At 60.1% G+C, this 19088-nt stretch carries 21 protein-coding genes and 1 pseudogene; 8 read left to right on the top strand and 14 right to left on the bottom strand.

The annotated features are described in order from the left end of the window. Nucleotide 1 precedes the first annotated feature (1 nt). Nucleotides 2–1303 (bottom strand): FAD-binding oxidoreductase, encoded by a 1302-nt coding sequence (locus tag JJN09_RS08815; RefSeq protein ID WP_249486866.1) that lies wholly within the window; start codon nucleotides 1301–1303, stop codon nucleotides 2–4. A 160-nt stretch (nucleotides 1304–1463) separates the two neighbouring features. Between JJN09_RS08815 and JJN09_RS08820 the strand changes: the two genes are divergently transcribed. Next, complete coding sequence (locus JJN09_RS08820; RefSeq protein WP_249486868.1) at nucleotides 1464–2348, top strand: LysR substrate-binding domain-containing protein; 885 nt, start codon at nucleotides 1464–1466, stop codon at nucleotides 2346–2348. A gap of 38 nt (nucleotides 2349–2386) precedes the next feature. Here the strand turns inward: JJN09_RS08820 and JJN09_RS08825 are convergent, their stop codons facing one another. Continuing rightward, the gene (locus tag JJN09_RS08825; RefSeq protein ID WP_249486871.1) at nucleotides 2387–2776 is read right to left on the bottom strand and encodes a c-type cytochrome; all 390 of its coding nucleotides are present in this window, start codon (nucleotides 2774–2776) and stop codon (nucleotides 2387–2389) included. 71 nt (nucleotides 2777–2847) lie between these two features. Then, nucleotides 2848–4179 carry a PLP-dependent aminotransferase family protein gene (locus tag JJN09_RS08830; RefSeq protein WP_249486873.1) on the bottom strand — a complete coding sequence of 444 codons (1332 nt, stop codon included), beginning with the start codon at nucleotides 4177–4179 and terminating at the stop codon, nucleotides 2848–2850. A 91-nt stretch (nucleotides 4180–4270) separates the two neighbouring features. On the opposite strand from JJN09_RS08830, the gene JJN09_RS08835 reads away from it, so the two are divergent. Beyond that, nucleotides 4271–5164: a DMT family transporter gene (locus tag JJN09_RS08835; RefSeq protein ID WP_249486875.1), complete on the top strand. Its 894-nt coding sequence runs from the start codon at nucleotides 4271–4273 to the stop codon at nucleotides 5162–5164. Nucleotides 5165–5167: 3 nt separating this feature from the next. Here the strand turns inward: JJN09_RS08835 and JJN09_RS08840 are convergent, their stop codons facing one another. Next, nucleotides 5168–5989 carry an AraC family transcriptional regulator gene (locus JJN09_RS08840; protein WP_249486877.1) on the bottom strand — a complete coding sequence of 274 codons (822 nt, stop codon included), beginning with the start codon at nucleotides 5987–5989 and terminating at the stop codon, nucleotides 5168–5170. A 133-nt stretch (nucleotides 5990–6122) separates the two neighbouring features. On the opposite strand from JJN09_RS08840, the gene JJN09_RS08845 reads away from it, so the two are divergent. Beyond that, on the top strand, nucleotides 6123–6647 hold the full coding sequence (locus JJN09_RS08845) for a carboxymuconolactone decarboxylase family protein (RefSeq protein WP_249486878.1): 525 nt from the start codon (nucleotides 6123–6125) through the stop codon (nucleotides 6645–6647). 126 nt (nucleotides 6648–6773) lie between these two features. Here JJN09_RS08845 and JJN09_RS08850 read toward each other — a convergent pair whose 3' ends face one another. Then, the gene (locus tag JJN09_RS08850; protein WP_249486880.1) at nucleotides 6774–8219 is read right to left on the bottom strand and encodes a SulP family inorganic anion transporter; all 1446 of its coding nucleotides are present in this window, start codon (nucleotides 8217–8219) and stop codon (nucleotides 6774–6776) included. A 161-nt stretch (nucleotides 8220–8380) separates the two neighbouring features. Between JJN09_RS08850 and JJN09_RS08855 the strand changes: the two genes are divergently transcribed. Then, on the top strand, nucleotides 8381–8677 hold the full coding sequence (locus tag JJN09_RS08855) for a hypothetical protein (RefSeq protein WP_249486882.1): 297 nt from the start codon (nucleotides 8381–8383) through the stop codon (nucleotides 8675–8677). A gap of 76 nt (nucleotides 8678–8753) precedes the next feature. Further along, nucleotides 8754–9299 (top strand): hypothetical protein, encoded by a 546-nt coding sequence (locus tag JJN09_RS08860; protein ID WP_249486884.1) that lies wholly within the window; start codon nucleotides 8754–8756, stop codon nucleotides 9297–9299. Nucleotides 9300–9358: 59 nt separating this feature from the next. Here the strand turns inward: JJN09_RS08860 and JJN09_RS08865 are convergent, their stop codons facing one another. Together JJN09_RS08865 and JJN09_RS08870 are read right to left on the bottom strand one after the other, a co-directional pair. Then, the gene (locus JJN09_RS08865; protein WP_249486886.1) at nucleotides 9359–9973 is read right to left on the bottom strand and encodes a hypothetical protein; all 615 of its coding nucleotides are present in this window, start codon (nucleotides 9971–9973) and stop codon (nucleotides 9359–9361) included. A gap of 118 nt (nucleotides 9974–10091) precedes the next feature. Further along, nucleotides 10092–10550, bottom strand: coding sequence for a GNAT family N-acetyltransferase (locus JJN09_RS08870; protein ID WP_249486888.1), 459 nt, complete (start codon nucleotides 10548–10550; stop codon nucleotides 10092–10094). A 124-nt stretch (nucleotides 10551–10674) separates the two neighbouring features. Here JJN09_RS08870 and JJN09_RS08875 point away from each other — a divergent pair, with 124 nt between their 5' ends. Continuing rightward, the gene (locus JJN09_RS08875) at nucleotides 10675–11316 is read left to right on the top strand and encodes a TetR/AcrR family transcriptional regulator (RefSeq protein WP_249490780.1); all 642 of its coding nucleotides are present in this window, start codon (nucleotides 10675–10677) and stop codon (nucleotides 11314–11316) included. A 9-nt stretch (nucleotides 11317–11325) separates the two neighbouring features. Here the strand turns inward: JJN09_RS08875 and JJN09_RS08880 are convergent, their stop codons facing one another. From JJN09_RS08880 to ggt, 3 genes are all read right to left on the bottom strand, one after another. After that, nucleotides 11326–12345: a lysozyme inhibitor LprI family protein gene (locus JJN09_RS08880; RefSeq protein WP_249486890.1), complete on the bottom strand. Its 1020-nt coding sequence runs from the start codon at nucleotides 12343–12345 to the stop codon at nucleotides 11326–11328. 109 nt (nucleotides 12346–12454) lie between these two features. Continuing rightward, nucleotides 12455–12988 (bottom strand): cysteine hydrolase family protein, encoded by a 534-nt coding sequence (locus JJN09_RS08885; protein ID WP_249486892.1) that lies wholly within the window; start codon nucleotides 12986–12988, stop codon nucleotides 12455–12457. A 66-nt stretch (nucleotides 12989–13054) separates the two neighbouring features. After that, nucleotides 13055–14782, bottom strand: a complete 1728-nt coding sequence (gene ggt, locus JJN09_RS08890) for a gamma-glutamyltransferase (RefSeq protein ID WP_249486894.1) — start codon at nucleotides 14780–14782, stop codon at nucleotides 13055–13057. A 135-nt stretch (nucleotides 14783–14917) separates the two neighbouring features. Here ggt and JJN09_RS08895 point away from each other — a divergent pair, with 135 nt between their 5' ends. Continuing rightward, the gene (locus JJN09_RS08895) at nucleotides 14918–15433 is read left to right on the top strand and encodes a methylated-DNA--[protein]-cysteine S-methyltransferase (RefSeq protein WP_249486896.1); all 516 of its coding nucleotides are present in this window, start codon (nucleotides 14918–14920) and stop codon (nucleotides 15431–15433) included. Here JJN09_RS08895 and JJN09_RS08900 read toward each other — a convergent pair. The 4 genes and pseudogenes from JJN09_RS08900 to JJN09_RS08915 all read right to left on the bottom strand — a co-directional run bounded on the left by JJN09_RS08900 (nucleotide 15430) and on the right by JJN09_RS08915 (nucleotide 18503). Next, complete coding sequence (locus JJN09_RS08900) at nucleotides 15430–16020, bottom strand: NUDIX domain-containing protein (protein WP_249486898.1); 591 nt, start codon at nucleotides 16018–16020, stop codon at nucleotides 15430–15432. The two genes, JJN09_RS08895 and JJN09_RS08900, sit on opposite strands and share 4 nt — an antisense overlap. Before the next feature lie 146 nt (nucleotides 16021–16166). Then, nucleotides 16167–17168 (bottom strand): annotated as a pseudogene (locus JJN09_RS08905) (chitinase); the annotation flags it as partial. Nucleotides 17169–17207: 39 nt separating this feature from the next. Then, entirely contained in the window at nucleotides 17208–17843 is a 636-nt protein-coding gene (locus JJN09_RS08910; protein WP_249486900.1) for a lytic polysaccharide monooxygenase auxiliary activity family 9 protein, read from the bottom strand. 222 nt (nucleotides 17844–18065) lie between these two features. Then, nucleotides 18066–18503, bottom strand: a complete 438-nt coding sequence (locus tag JJN09_RS08915) for a hemerythrin domain-containing protein (protein WP_085712365.1) — start codon at nucleotides 18501–18503, stop codon at nucleotides 18066–18068. Between the two features lie 149 nt (nucleotides 18504–18652). Here JJN09_RS08915 and JJN09_RS08920 point away from each other — a divergent pair, with 149 nt between their 5' ends. Continuing rightward, nucleotides 18653–19078, top strand: coding sequence for an N-acetyltransferase (locus tag JJN09_RS08920; RefSeq protein WP_249486902.1), 426 nt, complete (start codon nucleotides 18653–18655; stop codon nucleotides 19076–19078). The last annotated feature ends 10 nt before the right edge of the window (nucleotides 19079–19088 follow it).

Consider the following 19088-nt stretch of genomic DNA (forward strand, 5'->3'; position numbering starts at 1 on the left):
TTCAGATTTCTGTTCTGGCCCTGACCGCCTCCACGCGCATGCGAAGCATGGCACCGATATCGAAGAAAGGTCGCGGCGGCAGCCAGCCGGGTTCGGCCCGTTGCATCACCGATTGCAGTAATGGCGAGTCGACGCCTGACGCCAGTTCCGCCAACAGCCGACCCCACAGGGTTCCGCGCGCCACGCCCGAGCCGTTGCAACCGGCCACGGCGAAAACGCCCTCCTCAACACGGTCGAAATACGCCTGGCCGCTGCGGGTCGCACTCAGGTGACCGGTCCAGGTGTAGCGAATGTCTTGCTCGCCGAGGAACGGAAAACGCCGTTGCAGACCGCGCACATGGTGTTGCCGACGCAAGACCAGCTCGCTGCTGGACAGGTCTCGCGTGCGGTATTCGGCGGTGTTGCGGATCATCACCCGGCGATCCGGGGTCAACCGCACGGTCGCGCCCAGCGGCCGGGTCGACAGCACACCCCACGGCTCGACCGAACCGATGGCCGCGAATTCCTGATCCGTGAGCGGACGCGTGAGACTGGCGCTCAACTCCATCGGGAACGTGGCGCTGTCGTTGATGCCGACGCGGGGAATAAACGCGTTGAGGCACACCAGCACTTGCTTGGCCTCGATACTGCCTTCGGCGCTTTGAGCGCGTAAACGTCCCAGGCCAACACGCTCAAGACCCGAAATGTCGGTGTTCTCGAACACCGTGACGTTGTCCGGAAGCGCATTGAGCAAGCCCTTCACGTATTTGGCCGGTTGCAGCAGCGCATTGCCGTTGCCGCACCAGATCGCAGCTTGGTAGTGGCGAGTGCCGAGCTTCTGGCTCAGCGCTTCGCCTTGCAGAAACTCGGCGCGGGCACCTAGGGCGCGCAGCGTGGCCAGTTTTGCATCGACCTGATTGAGCTTGGCCGGATCGTTCACGGCAAAGAAATACCCACTGTCGCGAAAATCGCAGTCGATGGCGTGTCGGGCAATCCGCTGTCGGACTTCTTCGCTGGCGGCGCGGGAAATCGCCGTGTCGACTTCAAACCCGGCAAAACCTGCGGCGCCGATCAGTTCGCTGTCGGCCGGGTGCTCATGGGCGACGACGAATCCCGAGTTGCGCGCCGACGCGCCCTGCGCCGCCGATTGCCGATCCACCACCACAATCCGCGCCTGGGGATGCAATTGCGCGAGGTTATGCGCGGCGCTGAGCCCGGTGATGCCGGCCCCGATCACCAGCCAGTCGGCTTTTTGCGCCCCGCTCAGGCGACCGCGTGCCGGGGAGTTTCCGGCTTGCGCGATCCAGCCACAGATATTGTCCATGCGTCACCTCGTTCGACTGTCGTTCGGCGGCTTGCCTTCTTCTGTTGGTCATGCGTGAATCGCATGTCCATGTGGTGAAGATCGCCGCCAGAGCTAGAATCTATAAGGTCTTCGAACACCAAACCAACGCTATAAAATCATCGAGCCATTCTGAAAACGCATGGATAAAGTTCGCCACGTTCCGTCCTTGCAAGCCATGCAGGCGCTGGTCGAAGTCGCCCGATGCGGCAGCTTCACCCTGGCTGCGCAAACGTTGTGCCTGACACAAAGCGCCGTGAGCCGGCAGATCCAGCAACTGGAAAGTCACTTCAACGTGGCGCTGTTCGTGCGCACCAGCCGCAACCTGCACCTGACGCCGGAAGGCGAGCAGGTGTTGGCCAGTGCACGGAGCATTTTCGAGCAACTGAAAACCCTCGAAGTACGCCTCACGCCGCAGAAACGTCCGTTCCGCATTCGCATGCACGTGTCGCTGGCGGTGCGCTGGTTGCTGCCCAGACTCAGCGACTTTTATCTGCGCCATCCTGAGGTTTCGCTGGCCATCGAAACCGTCGCCACCGAAGTCGTCGAACCGACCGGCGACAGCGATGCCTACATCCTTTACTTGCCGACAGCATCAAGCGATCCGGATTGCCTGACGCTGTTTCAGGAAACCCTGGTGCCGGTGTGCGCCCCGAATCTGGCCGGAGCAATGCGTTCAATGGAAGCGTTGCTGCGCTTCCCGCTCCTGCATCGCTCGGTAGATCGCCAGGCATGGATCGAATGGCTGGCCGCGAACGACGGCAAACCGCTGGAAGATTACCGGCACATCCCGTTCAACCTCGATGAACTGGCACTGGATGCGGCGGCACGGGGATTGGGAGTGGCTGTGACGGACATGACGCTGGCGGCAGAATCCATCGAGCGTGGCGTGCTGGTGGTGCCATTCGGGGAACCGCTGAAAACCGGGGGAATTTACTCATTGTGCTTGCAGCCGTCAGCGGCTTCGCATCCGGCGTGTGGGGTGGTGATGGGCTGGTTCGCGGGGCAGGCCGAACGGGAGAATTGAAAGCGGGAACGGCCTGGATCAGCTCCCGCCGAGGATATTCACTGATTGGGGAAAGTCTGAAGATACGCCAACAAATTATCGATCTTCTCCTCATCACTCAGCCCCCAGAAGATCATCCGCGTCCCCGGGACCACGCCCTTCGGGTCTTTCAGATACGCCGTCAGCGTTTCACGGTTCCAGGTCACGCCGGAGTTTTTCATCGCGTCCGAGTACACGTAGTTCGCCGAGGTCCCGGCCGGGCGGCCGATGATGCCGTTGAGTTCCGGGCCGAATCCGGGGCGGGCGGATTCGCCGACCTGGTGGCAGCCGCCGCACAGGCGCGGGAAGATTTTGCCGCCGGCCTCGGCGTCGCCCGCCGCCAGGGAGGGCGTGCTGAGCAGGCCTGCGTTGAGGATCAGGGCGAAGGTCAGTAAGGCGCGTTTTTTCATTGCAGGTTCCGGACTGGCGTAAATCGGGCGGCGCAAGGTTAGCATTTTGTGGCGATCCGAAAGGGCTTCGGCTAACGATAGGCGCCCACAACCTGCCGGACTTTTATCAGCGCCTGACGCAGCACATCCATGTCCACCGAGCCCAGCGCAATCCGGATCGCATGGGGGACGTGCGCCGAAACCACGAACGGTTCGGCGATCGATACTGCAATTTGCTGCTGCATCAATTCGACCACGACCTGATCGGCGCGGGCGTCCTCCGGCAATGGCAGCCAGAGGAAATACGAGGACGGATGGCCAATGTGCACGATGTCTTTGAGTATCTCGCCCGCCAGCACCTGACGTGCACGAGCGTCGTGGCGTTTTTGCGCTTCGAGCAAGGTGACAGTGCCGTCGTCGAGCCAGCCGCAGGCAATGGCAGTCATGACGCCCGGGGTGTTCCAGGTGGTGGCGCGGATGATTCGCTCAAGGGCCGGGACGGTTTGCAGCGGCGCGGCGATGAAGCCGACGCGCAGGCCGGTGGCGATGTTTTTCGAGAGCCCCGAAACGTAAATCGTCCGCTCCGCTGCCAGATCGGCCAACGGTGGCGGCGGGTTATCGACCAAAAACGCGTAGGCCGCGTCTTCGATGATCGTCAGATCATGACGTCGGGCAATCGCCACCAGCTGTTCGCGCTGATCAAGAGGCATGACCCAGCCAAGCGGATTGTGCAGGGTCGGCATGCTGTACACGGCACGTACCGAGCGGCTGCGACAGAGTCTTTCCAGCGCCGGCAAATCCGGCCCGTGATCGGTTACCGGAATCGCCACCACTTCCAGGTGCAACGCTTCGGCCAGCACCTTGAAGCCGGAATAGGTCAACGCATCGGCGGCAATGACGTCACCGGGTTTGAACAACGCCATCAGCGCGACGGCCAGCCCCTGTTGCGCGCCGTTGACGATCAGTACTTGCTCGGCATCGACCTTCAGGCCACGGGTTTGTAAATGCCGGGCGACCGAGGCGCGCTCGTGTACCCGACCCGCGTGGGGTTGATAGCGCAGCAGCGCTTCGAGGTCACCGGACAGCGCCAATTGCCGCAGTGCCGTTCGCAGTAACTCGGCCTGACCGGGCAACGATGGGTAGTTGAAATTGAGGTCGACCATGCCGACCGCCACGTCTTTCTGATCGATGCTGTGCCCCGGCGGCAATGACGTCTCACGCACGAACGTGCCCCGCCCTGCTTCGCCGCTGACCAGGCCCATCGCCTCAAGCTCCGCGTACACCCGCGACGCCGTGACCAGCGCCAGCCCTTCGCTGGCGGCCAGTTGTCGATGGGTCGGCAAACGCGTACCGGGTAGCAAACGGCCGGCGCGAATGTCGGCGGCGTAGGTATCAACGAGCGTCTTGTAACGGGAGCGCGGCATGTCGGGATGTATCCATGACAATTCTTTGATTGTGCTGATTCTCAACCCTAGGATGAACCGCAAGCAACCCCACTCTTGAGCGTGACCCGACATGGAACGAACCACGAATCTGCCCGCGCCAACCCTGGAAAAAACCAGTGGCTGGATCAACGGTTTCATCGGCGTCGTGATTTTCAGCGGTTCGCTGCCGGCCACGCGGTTGGCGGTGCTGGAATTCGACCCGGTGTTCCTCACCGTCATCCGCGCCACCATCGCCGGAGTCTTGGCGCTGTGCCTGTTATGGCTGTTTCGCGAACGACGGCCGACGCGGGATCAGTGGTTCTCGTTGTTGATCGTGGCGTTGGGCGTGGTCGTGGGTTTCCCGTTATTGACCGCCCTTGCGCTGCAATACGTGACGTCGGCGCATTCCATTGTGTTTGTAGGATTGCTGCCGCTGGCGACAGCGATTTTCGGCGTGTTGCGCGGCGGTGAGCGCCCGCGCCCGGTGTTCTGGATCTTTTCGGTGCTGGGCAGTTCGCTGGTGGTCGGTTTTGCGGTTTCACAAGGACTGACCGCCTCGCCCACCGGCGATCTGTTGATGCTCGCGGCGATTCTCGCCTGCGGTCTCGGTTATGCCGAAGGCGCAAAACTGTCGCGCACCCTTGGTGGCTGGCAGGTGATCTGCTGGGCGCTGGTGCTGGCGTTGCCGGTGATGGCCGTGCTGAGTGTGTGGCGGGCGCCCGCCTCGTTCAGCGGCATCAGCGTGTCGGCGTGGATGTGTCTGGCTTACGTTTCGCTGTTCAGCATGCTGATCGGTTTTGTGTTCTGGTATCGCGGGCTGGCTCAGGGCGGGATTGCGGCGGTCGGACAGTTGCAGTTGTTGCAGCCGTTCTTCGGTTTGGCGCTGGCGGCGACGCTGCTGCATGAGCAGGTCAGCGCCGGCATGCTGGCGGTTACGCTGGGCGTGATCCTGTGCGTGGCCGGGGCGAAGAAATTCGCCAAATAATCTTCAGCTCACTCCAGCCTTCCACTCCCGTGGGCTGAGCCCGGTCTTGCGCCGAAACGCCCGGGCCAGCGCAGAAGGGCTTTCATAGCCGACCTCTTCGGCGATCAGCGCGATCGGTCGGCCTTCGCGCAGGCGTTTCTGCGCGAGGCTGATCCGCCAGTTCACCAGATAATCCACCGGCGTCTGCCCCACCACTCGCCGAAAGTGTTCGGCAAAACCGGCGCGGGACAGGTTGGCGGCGCTCGCCAGTTCGGCGACACTCCAAGCCTTGGCCGGTTGGTCGTGCATCAGGCTCAACGCACGGGAAATCTTCGGATCGGCCAGCCCCGCCATCATGCCTGGCTGCTGGTCGCGACTGCTGATGAGATGCCGCAGCAGCAGAATCACCAGCAGCTCGAACAACCGATCCATCACCGCTTCGCGCCCGCAATGGCCGTCGAACGCTTCTTTGAACAACCAGTCAAGAGTGCTGGCCATCTCGGGAAGGTCGGCGAGTTTCAGCACCAGATAATCCGGCAGCGCCGCCGCCAGCGCATTGCCCGCGCCGCCGTCGAAGGTCAGCGAGGCGCACACCAGTTGCGTGTTCATTGCCTCGTCAGCGAACAATCGGTGGGCAAACGGCCGGGGGAAGAAAATCAGTGTCGGTTCATTGAGGCTGAGCTCCGGTTCATTCCCCGGTTTGAGCAGCACTTGCCCGGCCTGCAGCAAATGCACATGCCCGCACACCTGATCGCCGCCGTAGGCACTGATGCCGCAGAAGGTGCCGCTGTGGAAGGTGCCGGCATTGACGCCGAAGTGACTGAGCAACGTAGACAAGCGATCCATGGAAGAATCCCCGACGACAGGTTTGGACGATCTGTCGCATATCCTCGACGATTTGCACCCAAAGCACCAGTCGCGCTCAATAACATGGCCTTCATCCCCGGCGCACTTCGCACCGGACTTTCGGAGAATCACCATGAGCCGCATCGTTCCTGTCAGCCTCGAAACCGCCACCGACGCCACTCGCCCGACGCTTGAAGGCGTGCAGAAAAAAATCGGTTTCTTGCCCAACCTGTTCAAGACCCTGGCCACTGCGCCTGTCGCGCTGGATGCCTACGTGCAAATCTCGGCCACGCTGGGCAAGACGTCCCTGAGCGCCAAGGAGAAAGAAGCGGTGTACCTCGCCACGTCGCAGGTCAACGGTTGCGATTACTGCCTGGCGGCGCACACCTTGTTCGCCAGCAAGGCCGGGCTTGCAGCAGAAGAAATCATCGAAGCGCGCCACGGCCGGTTGAATGCCTTCGCCGCCCTCGCCCATCAACTGACGGAAACCCGTGGTCACCTGAGCGATGAACAGATCAACACCGCCCGCGCTGCCGGCATTGACGACAAGAAGATCATCGAAGTGATCGCCATCGTCGCCGCGCAGACCCTGACCAACTACCTCAACAACGTGGCGCTGACCGACATCGATTTCCCGGCGATCGAAAATCCAGCGTAATGCAAAAAACTGTGGGAGCGAGCTTGCTCGCGATGGCGGTGTATCAGTCAGCATCTTTGTCGATTGATACACCGCTATCGCGAGCAAGCTCGCTCCCACATTGAATTTTGTACTGCGTCGGACGCGTCAGTCGTGATCGACTCCGGCGCGTTTCAGCAATTTCTTGCAGCGTTCGGACAGGTGAAACACCTGCAACTGCTTGCCCGCCTTGGCGTAACGCTCGCGCAAGGTTTTCAGCGCGGCGATGGCCGAGTAGTCGACAAAGCTCAGGTGCCGGCAATCCAGCGTCACGCGCTGTGGGTCGCTGGCCGGGTCGAACTGATTGAGGAACGGCGTGGTCGAGGCAAAAAACAGCGTGCCATGCAGGCGATAGAGTTTGCTGCCGTCGGCTTCCAGATGTTCATCGGCGTACAGCTCGCGCGCTTGCTGCCAGGCAAAATTCAGCGCCGCGATGATGATCCCGCACAGCACTGCCGTGGCCAGATCGGTGAACACCGTGATCGTGGTTACCGCGATGATCACCAGCACATCGTTGAGCGGCACTTTGTTCAGCACCCGCAACGAAGCCCAGGCAAACGTCTGCTGCGACACCACGAACATCACACCCACCAGCGCCGCTAGCGGAATCCGCTCGATCAGCGGCGACAGAAACAGAATGAACAACAGAATCAACACACCCGCTACCACGCCGGACAAGCGCCCGCGCCCACCGGAACTCAGGTTGATCACGGTCTGGCCGATCATCGCGCAACCACCCATACCGCCGAACGCACCGGACACCATGTTCGCCGCGCCCAGCGCCACGCACTCGCGATCCGGGTAGCCACGGGTTTCGGTGATTTCATCGGTGAGGTTGAGGGTCAGCAGGGTTTCCAGCAGTCCGACCATAGCCATCAAAATCGCGTAGGGCGCGATGATGCGTAGGGTGTCCAGCGTCCACGGGATGTCCGGCAGCGCGAACGTCGGCAAGCCGCCGGCAATGTGCGCCATGTCGCCGAGGGTCCGGGTCGGCAGCCCAAACAGGTAGACCAGCAGGCCGACGCCGAGGATCGCCACCAGTGCCGGTGGCACGGAACGGGTCAGGCGCGGCAGGAGGTAGACGATGGCCATGGTCAGCAGCACCAGCCCGGTCATCAGGTACAACGGCGTGCCACTGAGCCACTGCTCGCCGCTTTTGAAATGCTCCAGTTGCGCCAGCGCAATGATGATCGCCAGACCGTTGACGAACCCGAGCATCACCGGGTGCGGCACCATGCGCACCAGTTTGCCCAGCCGCAACAGCCCGAACGCCATCATGATCAAACCGCCGAGCAACACGGTCGCCAGCAAATACTGCACACCGTGCTGCACCACCAGCGCGACGATCACCACCGCCATCGAACCGGCCGCCCCGGAGACCATGCCCGGCCGGCCACCGAACAGCGCGGTCAGCGTGCAAATGATGAAGGCGCCATACAGGCCCATCAGCGGATTGAGGTGAGCCACCAGCGCAAACGCAATGCATTCGGGCAACAGGGCAAACGAAGTGGTGAGTCCGGCCAGGACATCGGCGCGCAGACGAATCGGTTTCATGGCTTACCTGACAGAGCGGCCAACGGGCGCGGCAGCTGATATTCGCGGGAAAAAGTGGGTTGCGGATGTTACGCAAATGCCCGGACGCGGGCCAGTGATCGCTGACAGCTGCGGGTCAGCACTCTATGCTTGCACGCTGTCTTGATTGATCGAGAGTCCCCATGTCGACCGAATTGACCACCCGCGAAGTATGTCAGCGCCTGCGCGACGCGGCGCTGAGCGTGCGCCGGTTGCAGATACTGGGCTCTCGCGCCGGACAGGTCGAGGTCGATATTGAGGGCTGGCATTTGCTGCTCGACTTTGATGGCCGGCATCTGCACCACTGCGAGCTATGCCGTTGTCGCAATGGCCGCGTCTGGGAGCTCGATACCCGGCAACGCTTCGGCACCGATCCGGTCAGCCTGCTGAGCACTTGGGAACTGACGCAGATCGAGGATTTGTTACGGCAGTCACAATGAGTCGAGGCAATAGGCTTGTCCGATGATGGCACTCTGCCCATAATTCGCCCCTCTTTTCTGCACGCAAGGAAATGCCGTGAAAAAATCTCTGCTGCTCGTCCCGCTGCTGGCCCTGTTGCTTCAAGGTTGTGGCGTGACCATGACCCGCTACGAGCCAAGTTACGACAACGTCCAGAAGCTCAAGCAGACACCGTCGCTGCACGCGATCAGCAACCCGCAAGTGACAGCGGCGCCGGGAGAAGGCTCGCTGACGGTACGGGCCAACCCGATCAGTTCGCCGACTGGCAGCATTCCGGCGCATATCCAGGACGCCATCACCGAGGAACTGCGCAAGGCTGGCCTGCTCGACCCGAGCGCGTCGCGCCAGTTGCAAGTGCTGGTGCTGAAAAACCAGTTGAACGCCGGCATGGGTTCCGGTGATGGCACTATTGCTGCGCGCTTCACCCTGCGCAACGGCAACGACGTAGTGTACGACGCCACCAAGGATGTCAGCCACGCGTGGAGCAGCAGCTTCTTCGGCGCAATCGCGATTCCCAAAGCTGCCAATGCCTACAACCCGATGCTGAAGGACTTGCTGAAGGATCTCTACAGCGATCCGCAGTTCATCCAGGCCCTGAAGTAAGGGCAAAAAAAGAGCCGCGATTGCGGCTCTTTTTTTCACTGCCCATTCGTGTGGACGGGTCAGATACCCGAATATTTCGGACGGTTGCTGTCGGCCCATTCTTTGAGCAACGCGTTGACCTGACGAGTGAAGGTATCGGTCACTGCTGCTTTCGGCGTGTTGAACGCCAGAGGGAGGAACCAGATGCCCATCCAAGTGCCAACCGCGTCATGGTTGCTTGCGGTGGACAGCGGCTGACCTTGCTGATCGAGCGTTTCCAGGCTCATGGTGTATTGGTCGGTGGCGTAGGCCGGAATAATCGTCATGCTCAGACCGCTGATGAATGCCAGCACCATCTCACCGCCATTGGGCGGATGGTTGTACATTTTCAGGCGCAGGCTGTAGTCGCCAGGTTGTTTCTCGAACTCGTCAAAAGTCACTCGACCAAACAGGCCGGAATCCTTCAGGACTGTTTGCAATTGCGGTTTGAGCATATCCCGCGCTTGCGGCATTTCCACGGCGGAAGCGCTTTTCGGCTCGCCCTGATAGAAGTCGAAGTGCACAAAAACGTTAGGCTTGTTGGCATAACTGGCCATCGACGGCAGTGTGACTGGCGCCACTTCGTCCTGGGTGAAACTGGCACAACCGCCCAGCGTAAGCACCAGACCCAGCGCAAGGATTTTCCCGAGATGCATTATGTCGTCCCTAAAATGATATCAAATAGCCTCCATTGCGGAGTGCCGGGGCGGATTCTAGTGATCGCCCGCGCTCGGGAAAAGACCTGATTCGGGAAAACCTGAAAATAGTACCGGTTCAGCCCTGCCGCAGGTCCAGCACATACGTGTAATACCCGGTGTCACGTACCCAACCGAGGGACTCGTACAAACCTTGGGCCGTGAAGTTGTCAGTGGCGGTTTCCAACACCAGCCCCTTGGCGCCGGTTTCCAAGGCGAAGTCGCGTGCGGTGTTCATCAGCAATCGCCCGACTCCACGACCTCGGGCGGCCGGCGTGGTGAACAGGTCGCTGAGCAGCCAGGTGCGGTGGGCGTCTATCGAAGAAAATGTCGGGTACAGTTGCACGAACCCCAGCGCTTCGCCGCGTTCATCCTCCACCAGAAAAATCGCCGATTCGTTGCCGGCCATGCGCTCGGCGATAAAGGCTCGCGATTGTGCCAGGTTCGACGGCTGGCCATAGAAACCGCGATAGCCGTCGAACAGTTTGGCCACCGCATCCAGATGTTCCGCGTGGGCGCGCAGTGCCTGAAGGCTCATATCCCCTCCCCGATCGATTCCATTGGTTGCACCAGCATAGCGCTGTCCGTCGAGTTCGCTGGCCTAACCGCTGTATAGTTTTGTATATTGCGAACCCGAAATGGCCAGACCTTCCATGCCGTCCATGAGCAGCATCCGCGAACGCAACCAGCAACAGATCCTCAAAGCCGCCAGCGAAGAGTTTGCCGCCAACGGTTTCGACGCGACCCAGACCCGCGACATCGCGTCCCGCGCCGGGGTGCCCAAGGCCAATCTTTACTACTACTTCCAGAGCAAGGAAAACCTCTACGGCAAAGTGCTGCTCGGCTTCGTCGAGCCGCTGCTGGAAGCCTCGGCGGTACTGCGCGAAAGTGACGACCCGCTGATCGGCCTGCGCGCCTACGTCGCGGCACGCATCCGCATCGCCCGCGAGCATCCGGCGATTGCCAAGGTGTTCAGTGGTGAACTGCTGCTGGGCGGTCGCCAGTTGCCGGATGAATGCCGCGACCTACTGCACGCGGAAGCCCGGCGCAATGTCGAGTGTTTGCGCAGTTGGATCGAGCGCGGCTTGCTGGCGCCGGTAGACCCCGAGCATTTGATGCTGTTCATCTGGTCGGCGACGCGCACCTACACCAACATTGGCTGGCAGATGGGGCGCATCACCGGGCGGGAAGTGCCGCAGGATGAGGATTATGAAACGGCGGCGGATACCATTACGCGGCTGGTATTGGGTGGGGTGGTGTCCGAGCCGGTGAGTGATGTTCGCAGGTTGATGTTTGCGACTTGAGCGGGAGGGTCAGGGCATGATGTCCAGAGGTAGTGCGCGGTCACCTTCCATCCGCTCGTACCATGCTTGGAACTGAGCAGGCAGACGCTTTTTCCATTCCGGTACATTGGTGTAATAACGGGCTCGCGTATGCCCCTCCTTCTCAGGCACCAACATCAGCACCCAGAAACGGTTACTGGCCGCACGCATCAGAATGGCCGCGTTCATATTGCCCAGTCCGCGCACCCACATCTCGACGACCTCTGCATCAGGCACATCAACCGCCGGATCGCCGACGGTCATGGTACTCGTACGGTCCACCAGCTTCTGATAATCACCCTTGAGCAGTTTATGCAACGCCTGGTCCTCTTGCTGCGTACGAGCAACTCCAAGGCTGAGCAAGTTGTAATTCATCGAAAGTGGTTTATCAGACACCACATAACGACCTGAGTAAAAGACACCCATACCGGCACCGCAATCAGCGTCATCGCCATTCTGTGTGACATCCAGAACACCATTGATCGCTCGAAAAACAAGCGTGCAACTACCCTCTTCGAAACGGGCTTCACCACCGTTCAACACAGCAATACCTTCCAGATCACCAGAGTTGGCACCCTCCTGCGCTGAAACCCCAAAGCGGATGTGTGTGGCGTCCTGACGCTTGATGATCACTTCAGATCCCGAGTTCACCCCGTGAGGAATCAACTGCCATGTGGCATCCCATGAGAACGTTCTGGTCGCATATTTCAGCTCAGTCAGGCGCATCAGATATTCACGACTCAAGCACGCCGGTTCACCGCCACAAAGGCTGCGGTTCTTCAACCATGCTCTTTGATCGGCCTTGAGCGCTTGCGGGTCAGCCACCTGCGCCAACGTTGTCCGCCAAAGCACCCCAAGTTTCTCATCAAGACTCGAGACATACGGATCCGCACAAATGGCTTTTTCAACCGGGCTGGAAGCGCCGGCGCAGTCGAAACTGGCGGCGTGGGTGTTGGCAGCAAAAACGAGGGATGTCAGCAACAAGGCGTGACGGAGATTGAATGCGAGCATCGACAGATTCCATTCCTGAGGCGGCGGCAGTATGCCGGGCCCAGGCTATCGATGCTCTGGATTTTTTACCGGTTGCTGGCAGACAACCGAAGGCTTCGGCAAACGAGCATCAGAACGCGATGTCCGCCGCCGGCTTCACATCGATCCGCGCCACGGAACCGGTCAGGTGCGCCCAGTCCTTGTTGTGCTCGGCGATGATGTCTTCGGCGCTCATGTTGCCGTTGTCGACGGTGGAATGCGCGTCGGCCGCCAGCTCCACGTCGTAGCCCAGTTGATGGGCCTGGCGCACGGTAGCGTTGACGCAGTAATCGGTTTGCAGGCCGCAGATCACCAGGCGATCGAAATCTTCTCGGGGGATCAGTTTCTGCAGGTTGGTCTGATAGAACGAGTCGTTGGCGGTCTTGTCGACGCGCAGATCGCCGGGCGCGGTGGCCAGTCCGTCAGCCAGTTGCCAGCCCTCGGCGCCGTGGGCGAGCGGGCTGTCTTTTTCGTTGTGCTGGATCAGCACCACTGGAATGCCGGATTGGCGAGCACGGGCGCTGAGGCCGTTGATGGAGTCGATCACCCGTTTGATGTCGTGGCACTCATATTCGCCTGTGCACAGGGCGCGCTGGACATCGATGATCAGCAATGCGGTGGTCATGGTGAGCCTTCCTTGATCGGTCCTTGAGACAGGGGCGGACGTGTGCCCGCCCCCTTTTTACCCTTCTCAGTAACCCAATGACAACCCGGTGTTGCGCCGTGGATCGTTGGCGCCGTAGAAGCGGTTCTTGCCGACCGGTTTACCGCCCAGCGACGGTGCGCCGACCAGAATCGCGGCGATGTGGTTGGCATCCTGCGGGCCGGCAAACTTATGGCCCCAGCTCTCGAGAATCTTCTTCGTGTCGGGGCTGGCGGCGTAGTCCTCGAGGTTGGTCTGTTCCGGCATCCACTGCTGGTGGAAACGCGGCGCATCGACCGCTTCCTGCAGGCCCATGCCGTAGTCAATGACATTGAGCATGGTCAGCAAGGTTGCCGTGATGATGCGGCTGCCACCCGGCGTGCCCACCACCATCACCACCTTGCCGTCCTTGGTGACGATGGTCGGGCTCATCGACGACAAGGGCGCCTTGCCGGGCGCGATGGCATTGGCTTCGCCCTGCACCAGGCCATACATGTTCGGCACGCCGACTTTCGAGGTGAAGTCGTCCATTTCATCGTTGAGGATTACCCCGGTCTTGCTCGCCATCACGCCTGCGCCGAACCAGTCGTTGAGGGTGTAGGTGACAGACACCGCGTTGCCCCATTTGTCGACGATCGAATAGTGCGTGGTGTTGCTGCCTTCGTGGGGCGCAACGCCGGGTTTGAGCTCCGCAGACACACCAGCCTTTTGCGGCTGGATCGCGTCACGCAGCTTGGTCGCATAGTTCTTGTCCAGCAGGTGTTCGATCGGATTCTTTACGAAATCCGGGTCGCCCAGATAGCTGTTGCGATCCACATAGGCGTGACGCATCGCCTCGATCTGATAGTGCATGCCCTGGGCCGAATGGAAGCCCAGATCCTTCATCGGGTAGCCTTCGAGAATGTTCATGATCTGGCAGATCACCACCCCGCCGGAGCTTGGCGGCGGCGCCGACACGACGTGATAACCGCGATAGTCGCACTCCACCGGAGCCAGTTCGCGGGTCTTGTATTTGTCGAGGTCGGCCTGGGTGATGATGCCCTTGTTGGCCTGGCTGGACGTGACGATCGCGTCGGCGACCCAGCCTTTATAGAAACCGTCCGCGCCTTTTTCGGAAATGGTGCGCAGGGTTTTACCGAGGTCCTTCTGCACCAGTTTCTGCCCGACCTGCATCGGCTCGCCGTTGCTCAGGAAGATCGAGCCGGAATCCTTGATGTCCTTCTTGAACACGTCGGTGGCGTAATCCAGCAGATCGACGTCACCCTGCTCCAGCTCAAAACCTTCTTCCGCCAGTTTGATCGCCGGGGCGATCATGTCCTTGCGCGGCTTAGTGCCGTACTTGGTCAGCGCCAGCTCCATGCCGGACACGGTGCCGGGAACGCCAACCGCGAGGTGACCACGGGTACTCAGGTCCGGAATGACGTTGCCCTGCTTGTCGAGGTACATGTCGGCCGTTGCGGCCAGCGGAGCTTTCTCCCGGAAGTCGAGGAAGGTCTTGCGTCCGTCCGCCAGTTGAATGGTCATGAAGCCACCACCACCGAGGTTGCCCGCTGCCGGGTAAACCACCGCCAGTGCGTAGCCTACGGCGACCGCCGCATCCACCGCATTGCCTCCACTTTTCAGCACATCGACACCCACATGGGTCGCCAGATGCTGGGCGGTGACCACCATGCCGTTTTCGGCGGCGACCGGTGCCACCGAGGCGGCGTGGGCCATGAGGCAGCTGAGCGCCAGTGAGGTCGCAATCAGCGATTTGGCAAAAGGTTCGTACTTCATGAGTCGGTCTCTTCTTTTTATAAGGTAGGAAAGCGCTTCAAGAGCATCAGCCAGTATGGTCGCGATTGCGGTTTGCGCCTCCCCGATCCGGCAGTATGCTGGGCGCTGTTGCCGACCCGATCCGGAGTTTTCCCCATGGCCTACACGTTCATCACCCTGCCCTCGCCCGTTGGCGAGTTGAAGCTGGTCGCGAACGGCTCACGACTGGCCGCCATCCTCTGGGAAAACGACAAACCGAACCGGGTTCGCCTCGGGCCGATGAGCGAAGCCCCGGACAATCCGGTATTGATGAAAACCGCCCGGCAACTGGAAGAATATTTTGCCGGAACGCGAAATGCGTTCGATCTGGAACTGGACTTTGCCGGCACCGAGTTCCAGAAAAAGGTCTGGGCCGCATTGCTGACCATCCCGTTTGGCGAAACCCGCACCTACAGCCAGATTGCCCACCAGATCGGCCACCCCAGCGCGGTGCGTGCCGTTGGCGCGGCAAACGGGAGAAACCCGATTTCGATCATCGCACCCTGTCACCGGGTGATCGGCGCCTCGGGAAAACTGACCGGGTTTGCCGGGGGCCTTGAAGCCAAAGAGCGGTTGCTGACACTGGAAGGTGGCCAGTGGTCAGACATCGGTAAAACCGGTGATCTGTTTTAAGCGTCGAAGAAGTTATTCATCGCCGCGTACTGCAACAGCATGATGGTCTTGGCATCGCAGATTTCGCCTCGATGGAACGCTGCCAGTGCATCGTCGAAACGCCACTCCAGCACTTCAAGTTCTTCGGTTTCCTCTTCCAGGCCACCACCGTCACTGACCTTCGACTTCGCGTCGTACTCGGCGACGAAGAAGTGCAGCTTCTCGGTCACTGAACCCGGGCTCATGTAAGCCTCGAATACCTTCTTCACGTCATGCACGCGGTAACCGGTTTCCTCTTCGGCCTCATCGCGAATGCGCTGCTCCGGTGCTGCGCCTTCCAGCAACCCGGCAGCGACCTCGATCAGCAAACCGTCGTGACCGTTGACGAACACCGGCAGACGGAACTGGCGAGTCAGTACCACTGTGCGTTTTTCGCGGTTGAACAACAGAATTGCCGCACCATTGCCACGGTCGTAGACCTCGCGGGTCTGGCGTTGCCATTCGCCGTTGTTGCGCAGGTAGTCGAAGGTGATTTTCTTCAGCAGATACCAGTCGTGGGACAACACCTGAGTGTCGACGATATTGATCCGCTCGGCGGTGTTGGGCATGACGCTTCATCCATTGTTGTCATCGGGAGGCCCCATGTTAGGCGAAAAAAAGCCCGGCAGCGCTACCGGGCTTTTTCATTCGTTTACTGCTGACGGGCCATGCCTGTAATTGCGATATCAGGTTCCGGCGAGGCGGCTCCTGCGCCGTTGATCAACGGACCATAACGCCGACTGAACTCCCAGTTGTACGGCACGCGATCCTTGCTGGTGCCATTGTCCCAGTTCACCGACCAGGTCATCAGGCCCTTGATCGGGTGCCCTTTGACCGCCAGGCGTTTCATCGCATTGCCGACCACGTTCTTGTCGATCACGTACCCGGTGGCAGCGGCGTCGACGTTGGCTGGCAGGCCGATGACGAACTTGTCCGCTGGGATTTTGGTAAACCCGCGAGTGCCGGTCACCAGGCTTTCAGTCAGGTAATAGAGGAAGTCCTCTTTCAGCGCATCGTTGTTCTGCGCGATCCACGCCCCGTTACCATTGTTGGCCTCCGGGACCCAGACACCATCGCCGCCCTGGTTGTAGAACTGCGGCGCGATGAAGTCGTAGTAGCCTTCCAGCGCCTGCAAGTAACCGACGTATTTACCGGTGGTGGTCAGGTACGGAAACTCCGGCGCCATGCTGATGATGAAGTGCTTGCCCTGGCCTGCGTAGTGATCCTTGACCAGTTTCAGCGCGGCCGGCAGGACGGTCTTGTTGGCAGCGAAATCAATCGCGCTTTGTTCAAGATCGATGTCCAGCCCATCGAAGCCGTAGGTTTCCACCAGACGGATGATTTCGTTGGCCAGCGGTTGCTCCTGCCCGGCACGCAACTCGATGTGCGCATCGGCGCCGCCGAGGGAAATCAGCACGGCCCGACCCTGACTGTTGAGTACGCCAACCTGACGGCGGAACTCGGCGTCGGAGACGTTGAACGGCTTGAAGGTCGGAATCCCGCTGCCCTTCATGAACGCGACCGCAACCACGTTGTAGTCCTTGGGCACGTTTTCCAGGGCGATATTGGCGAACTGGCCGCGCTGATATCCATCGCTCGGGCCGGCTGGCCAGTTGTGCCAGAAGCCCATGAGGATCTTCTTGCCGGCGATGCTCGGCATCAGCGAGGCCGCGTCGCTCGCCTGGTTTTGCAATAAGGTGAAGTCGATATTTGACATGTTCTAATCCTTCAGAACGTGTAGATGGGTGATACGGACTTATTTGAAGTCCACATCGAAGGCCTGATAGAAGGCGTTGCCGGTGTTGGCGACGATCCACATCAAGACAACAACGTGATGACCCTGCTTGTTGGCCGGAAGTTTCACCGCGTGATTGACCTTGGCCTTCAGCTCCGCCGCATGACTGTAGTACGGCACTTGCGGATAGAAGTCCTCGGCGAACGGTTTTGTTTCCAGTTGTGCACGGGTGATGCGTTGTTTCGGGTCCCAGCCATCCTTGGTGATCAGCCATCGGTAACCGCGAGTGGTGTGCGGCGCGGTGTATTCCCATTTGACTTCAAGGGTCTGGCCAGGTGTTACGTTGAGCAGTGGCCAAGTGAATGGGCGACCGAGTTTCTTGCTCATTTCCTCTTCGGTGAAGTTCACGCAATCGCGGGCATCGTCCTTGCCACCGCTGAGAATGTGACCGTCGGCCGGGGGCACGACACTCGGGTTATCCGACTCGAAAGGTGCCGGGAACGGGCCGGCCACCAGTGCCGGGAAGTTCTTGCCACCTTCCATCTCGTTGACCTGCCAGCCACCGAGCAATCCTTGTTCGATGGCCACCGCACCGCGGCTTGCAGGGGAAATGACGCGACCGTGTCGCAGTTGGTTTTGAGCTTGTGGTTGATTCATGTTTTTCACTCCGTTGATTTAAGAACTCTCCTTTCCGAGGAGAGGCCTTCAAGCTAACGGAGGGGGATTTTTTGTCCATCGGCGGTTTTGTCGCAGCCTGCCGTGCAGTTTTCCTGAAACACCGAAAACACTGGATATAAATACAGTATATTGCGACGACGCTCACCCGACGCATGGCAAAAAGCTTACACGGCGTTATTACAAAAACCTGCATTCACCGGCTCAGGGAAGCTGCGCCTTGAACTCCTTTTCGTACTGCCCGGCGAGCTGTTCTTTCTGCTTATCGTCGAGCAGCTTGCCGGCCATCTGGAAGAACTTCTGCTCCTCTTCCTTCAAGTGGTGATGGACCTTATCCGAAAGCTTTTTAGCTGTGGCCAGCCAGGCCGGACTGGACATTTCAGTCTCGTCGAGTTCCTCCATCATTTCGTCCATTTCATGATGCTCGGCGATGGCGTGGCGACTGAGATCGACACCGTTGTCGAACTCCATCAACGGGATGTAGAAGTGGCGCTCTTCGGCTGTTTCGTGGGCCTGCAGTTCGGCTTTCAGTTGCTTGTAGGCTTCGACGCGTTCCGGGGTGTCGCCGCTGGTCTTGATCAAGGTCTTGGCATAGCCGCGCTGGCGATCGTGACTCTCGCGAAGGGCTTCGAAAATGTTCATGGACTCTCCTCGACAAACGCATTCTGAATGAACGCCTCAAAGGGCTAGACCCCGGCGCGGGAGCGACGGTTCCAACTGTTCGATGCCGGGATGGATCAATTGACCGAGGCGCGATAGGCTGCCGGTTCACTGCCATAAGGATGTTGCACATGAGTTTACGGATCGAGCTGTCGCAGGAATCCACGGAAGAAGAGCGCCTGGCCATTCTGGCGCCGCTGCACGCCTATAACGTTGCTCAGGCCGGGATTGCCGTATCGGAGCCGCTCACGCTGCTGGTACGCGATGAACACGGCACCATTCTGGGTGGGCTCTATGGCCGGTTGGTCTGCCAGTGGCTGTTCGTCGATCTGCTGTCGGTGCCGGAACAAGGTCGCCATCAGGGGATCGGGTCGAAACTGATGCGCATGGCCGAAGACCTCGCGCGTGAGAAGGGTTGCATCGGGGCCTGGCTCGACACCTTCGATTTTCAGGCGCCGGAGTTCTACAAGAAGCTGGGGTATAGCCAGTTTGGCGAGCTGGTGGATTACCCGCCGGGGCACAAACGAATGTTTTTCCAGAAACGTCTGGACGTCTGAGCCCCGCGGA

Origin of the sequence: Pseudomonas sp. HS6, from assembly GCF_023375815.1 — a bacterium.
Lineage (GTDB): Bacteria > Pseudomonadota > Gammaproteobacteria > Pseudomonadales > Pseudomonadaceae > Aquipseudomonas.

Excerpts from the sequence above, each read along its gene's own strand:
- JJN09_RS08815 (WP_249486866.1), bottom strand. The coding sequence starts at position 1,303 with ATGGACAATATCTGTGGCTGGATCGCGCAAGCCGGAAACTCCCCGGCA.
- JJN09_RS08820 (WP_249486868.1), top strand. The coding sequence starts at position 1,464 with ATGGATAAAGTTCGCCACGTTCCGTCCTTGCAAGCCATGCAGGCGCTG.
- JJN09_RS08825 (WP_249486871.1), bottom strand. The coding sequence starts at position 2,776 with ATGAAAAAACGCGCCTTACTGACCTTCGCCCTGATCCTCAACGCAGGC.
- JJN09_RS08830 (WP_249486873.1), bottom strand. The coding sequence starts at position 4,179 with ATGCCGCGCTCCCGTTACAAGACGCTCGTTGATACCTACGCCGCCGAC.
- JJN09_RS08835 (WP_249486875.1), top strand. The coding sequence starts at position 4,271 with ATGGAACGAACCACGAATCTGCCCGCGCCAACCCTGGAAAAAACCAGT.
- JJN09_RS08840 (WP_249486877.1), bottom strand. The coding sequence starts at position 5,989 with ATGGATCGCTTGTCTACGTTGCTCAGTCACTTCGGCGTCAATGCCGGC.
- JJN09_RS08845 (WP_249486878.1), top strand. The coding sequence starts at position 6,123 with ATGAGCCGCATCGTTCCTGTCAGCCTCGAAACCGCCACCGACGCCACT.
- JJN09_RS08850 (WP_249486880.1), bottom strand. The coding sequence starts at position 8,219 with ATGAAACCGATTCGTCTGCGCGCCGATGTCCTGGCCGGACTCACCACT.
- JJN09_RS08855 (WP_249486882.1), top strand. The coding sequence starts at position 8,381 with ATGTCGACCGAATTGACCACCCGCGAAGTATGTCAGCGCCTGCGCGAC.
- JJN09_RS08865 (WP_249486886.1), bottom strand. The coding sequence starts at position 9,973 with ATGCATCTCGGGAAAATCCTTGCGCTGGGTCTGGTGCTTACGCTGGGC.
- JJN09_RS08870 (WP_249486888.1), bottom strand. The coding sequence starts at position 10,550 with ATGAGCCTTCAGGCACTGCGCGCCCACGCGGAACATCTGGATGCGGTG.
- JJN09_RS08875 (WP_249490780.1), top strand. The coding sequence starts at position 10,675 with ATGAGCAGCATCCGCGAACGCAACCAGCAACAGATCCTCAAAGCCGCC.
- JJN09_RS08880 (WP_249486890.1), bottom strand. The coding sequence starts at position 12,345 with ATGCTCGCATTCAATCTCCGTCACGCCTTGTTGCTGACATCCCTCGTT.
- JJN09_RS08885 (WP_249486892.1), bottom strand. The coding sequence starts at position 12,988 with ATGACCACCGCATTGCTGATCATCGATGTCCAGCGCGCCCTGTGCACA.
- ggt (WP_249486894.1), bottom strand. The coding sequence starts at position 14,782 with ATGAAGTACGAACCTTTTGCCAAATCGCTGATTGCGACCTCACTGGCG.
- JJN09_RS08895 (WP_249486896.1), top strand. The coding sequence starts at position 14,918 with ATGGCCTACACGTTCATCACCCTGCCCTCGCCCGTTGGCGAGTTGAAG.
- JJN09_RS08900 (WP_249486898.1), bottom strand. The coding sequence starts at position 16,020 with ATGCCCAACACCGCCGAGCGGATCAATATCGTCGACACTCAGGTGTTG.
- JJN09_RS08910 (WP_249486900.1), bottom strand. The coding sequence starts at position 17,843 with ATGAATCAACCACAAGCTCAAAACCAACTGCGACACGGTCGCGTCATT.
- JJN09_RS08915 (WP_085712365.1), bottom strand. The coding sequence starts at position 18,503 with ATGAACATTTTCGAAGCCCTTCGCGAGAGTCACGATCGCCAGCGCGGC.
- JJN09_RS08920 (WP_249486902.1), top strand. The coding sequence starts at position 18,653 with ATGAGTTTACGGATCGAGCTGTCGCAGGAATCCACGGAAGAAGAGCGC.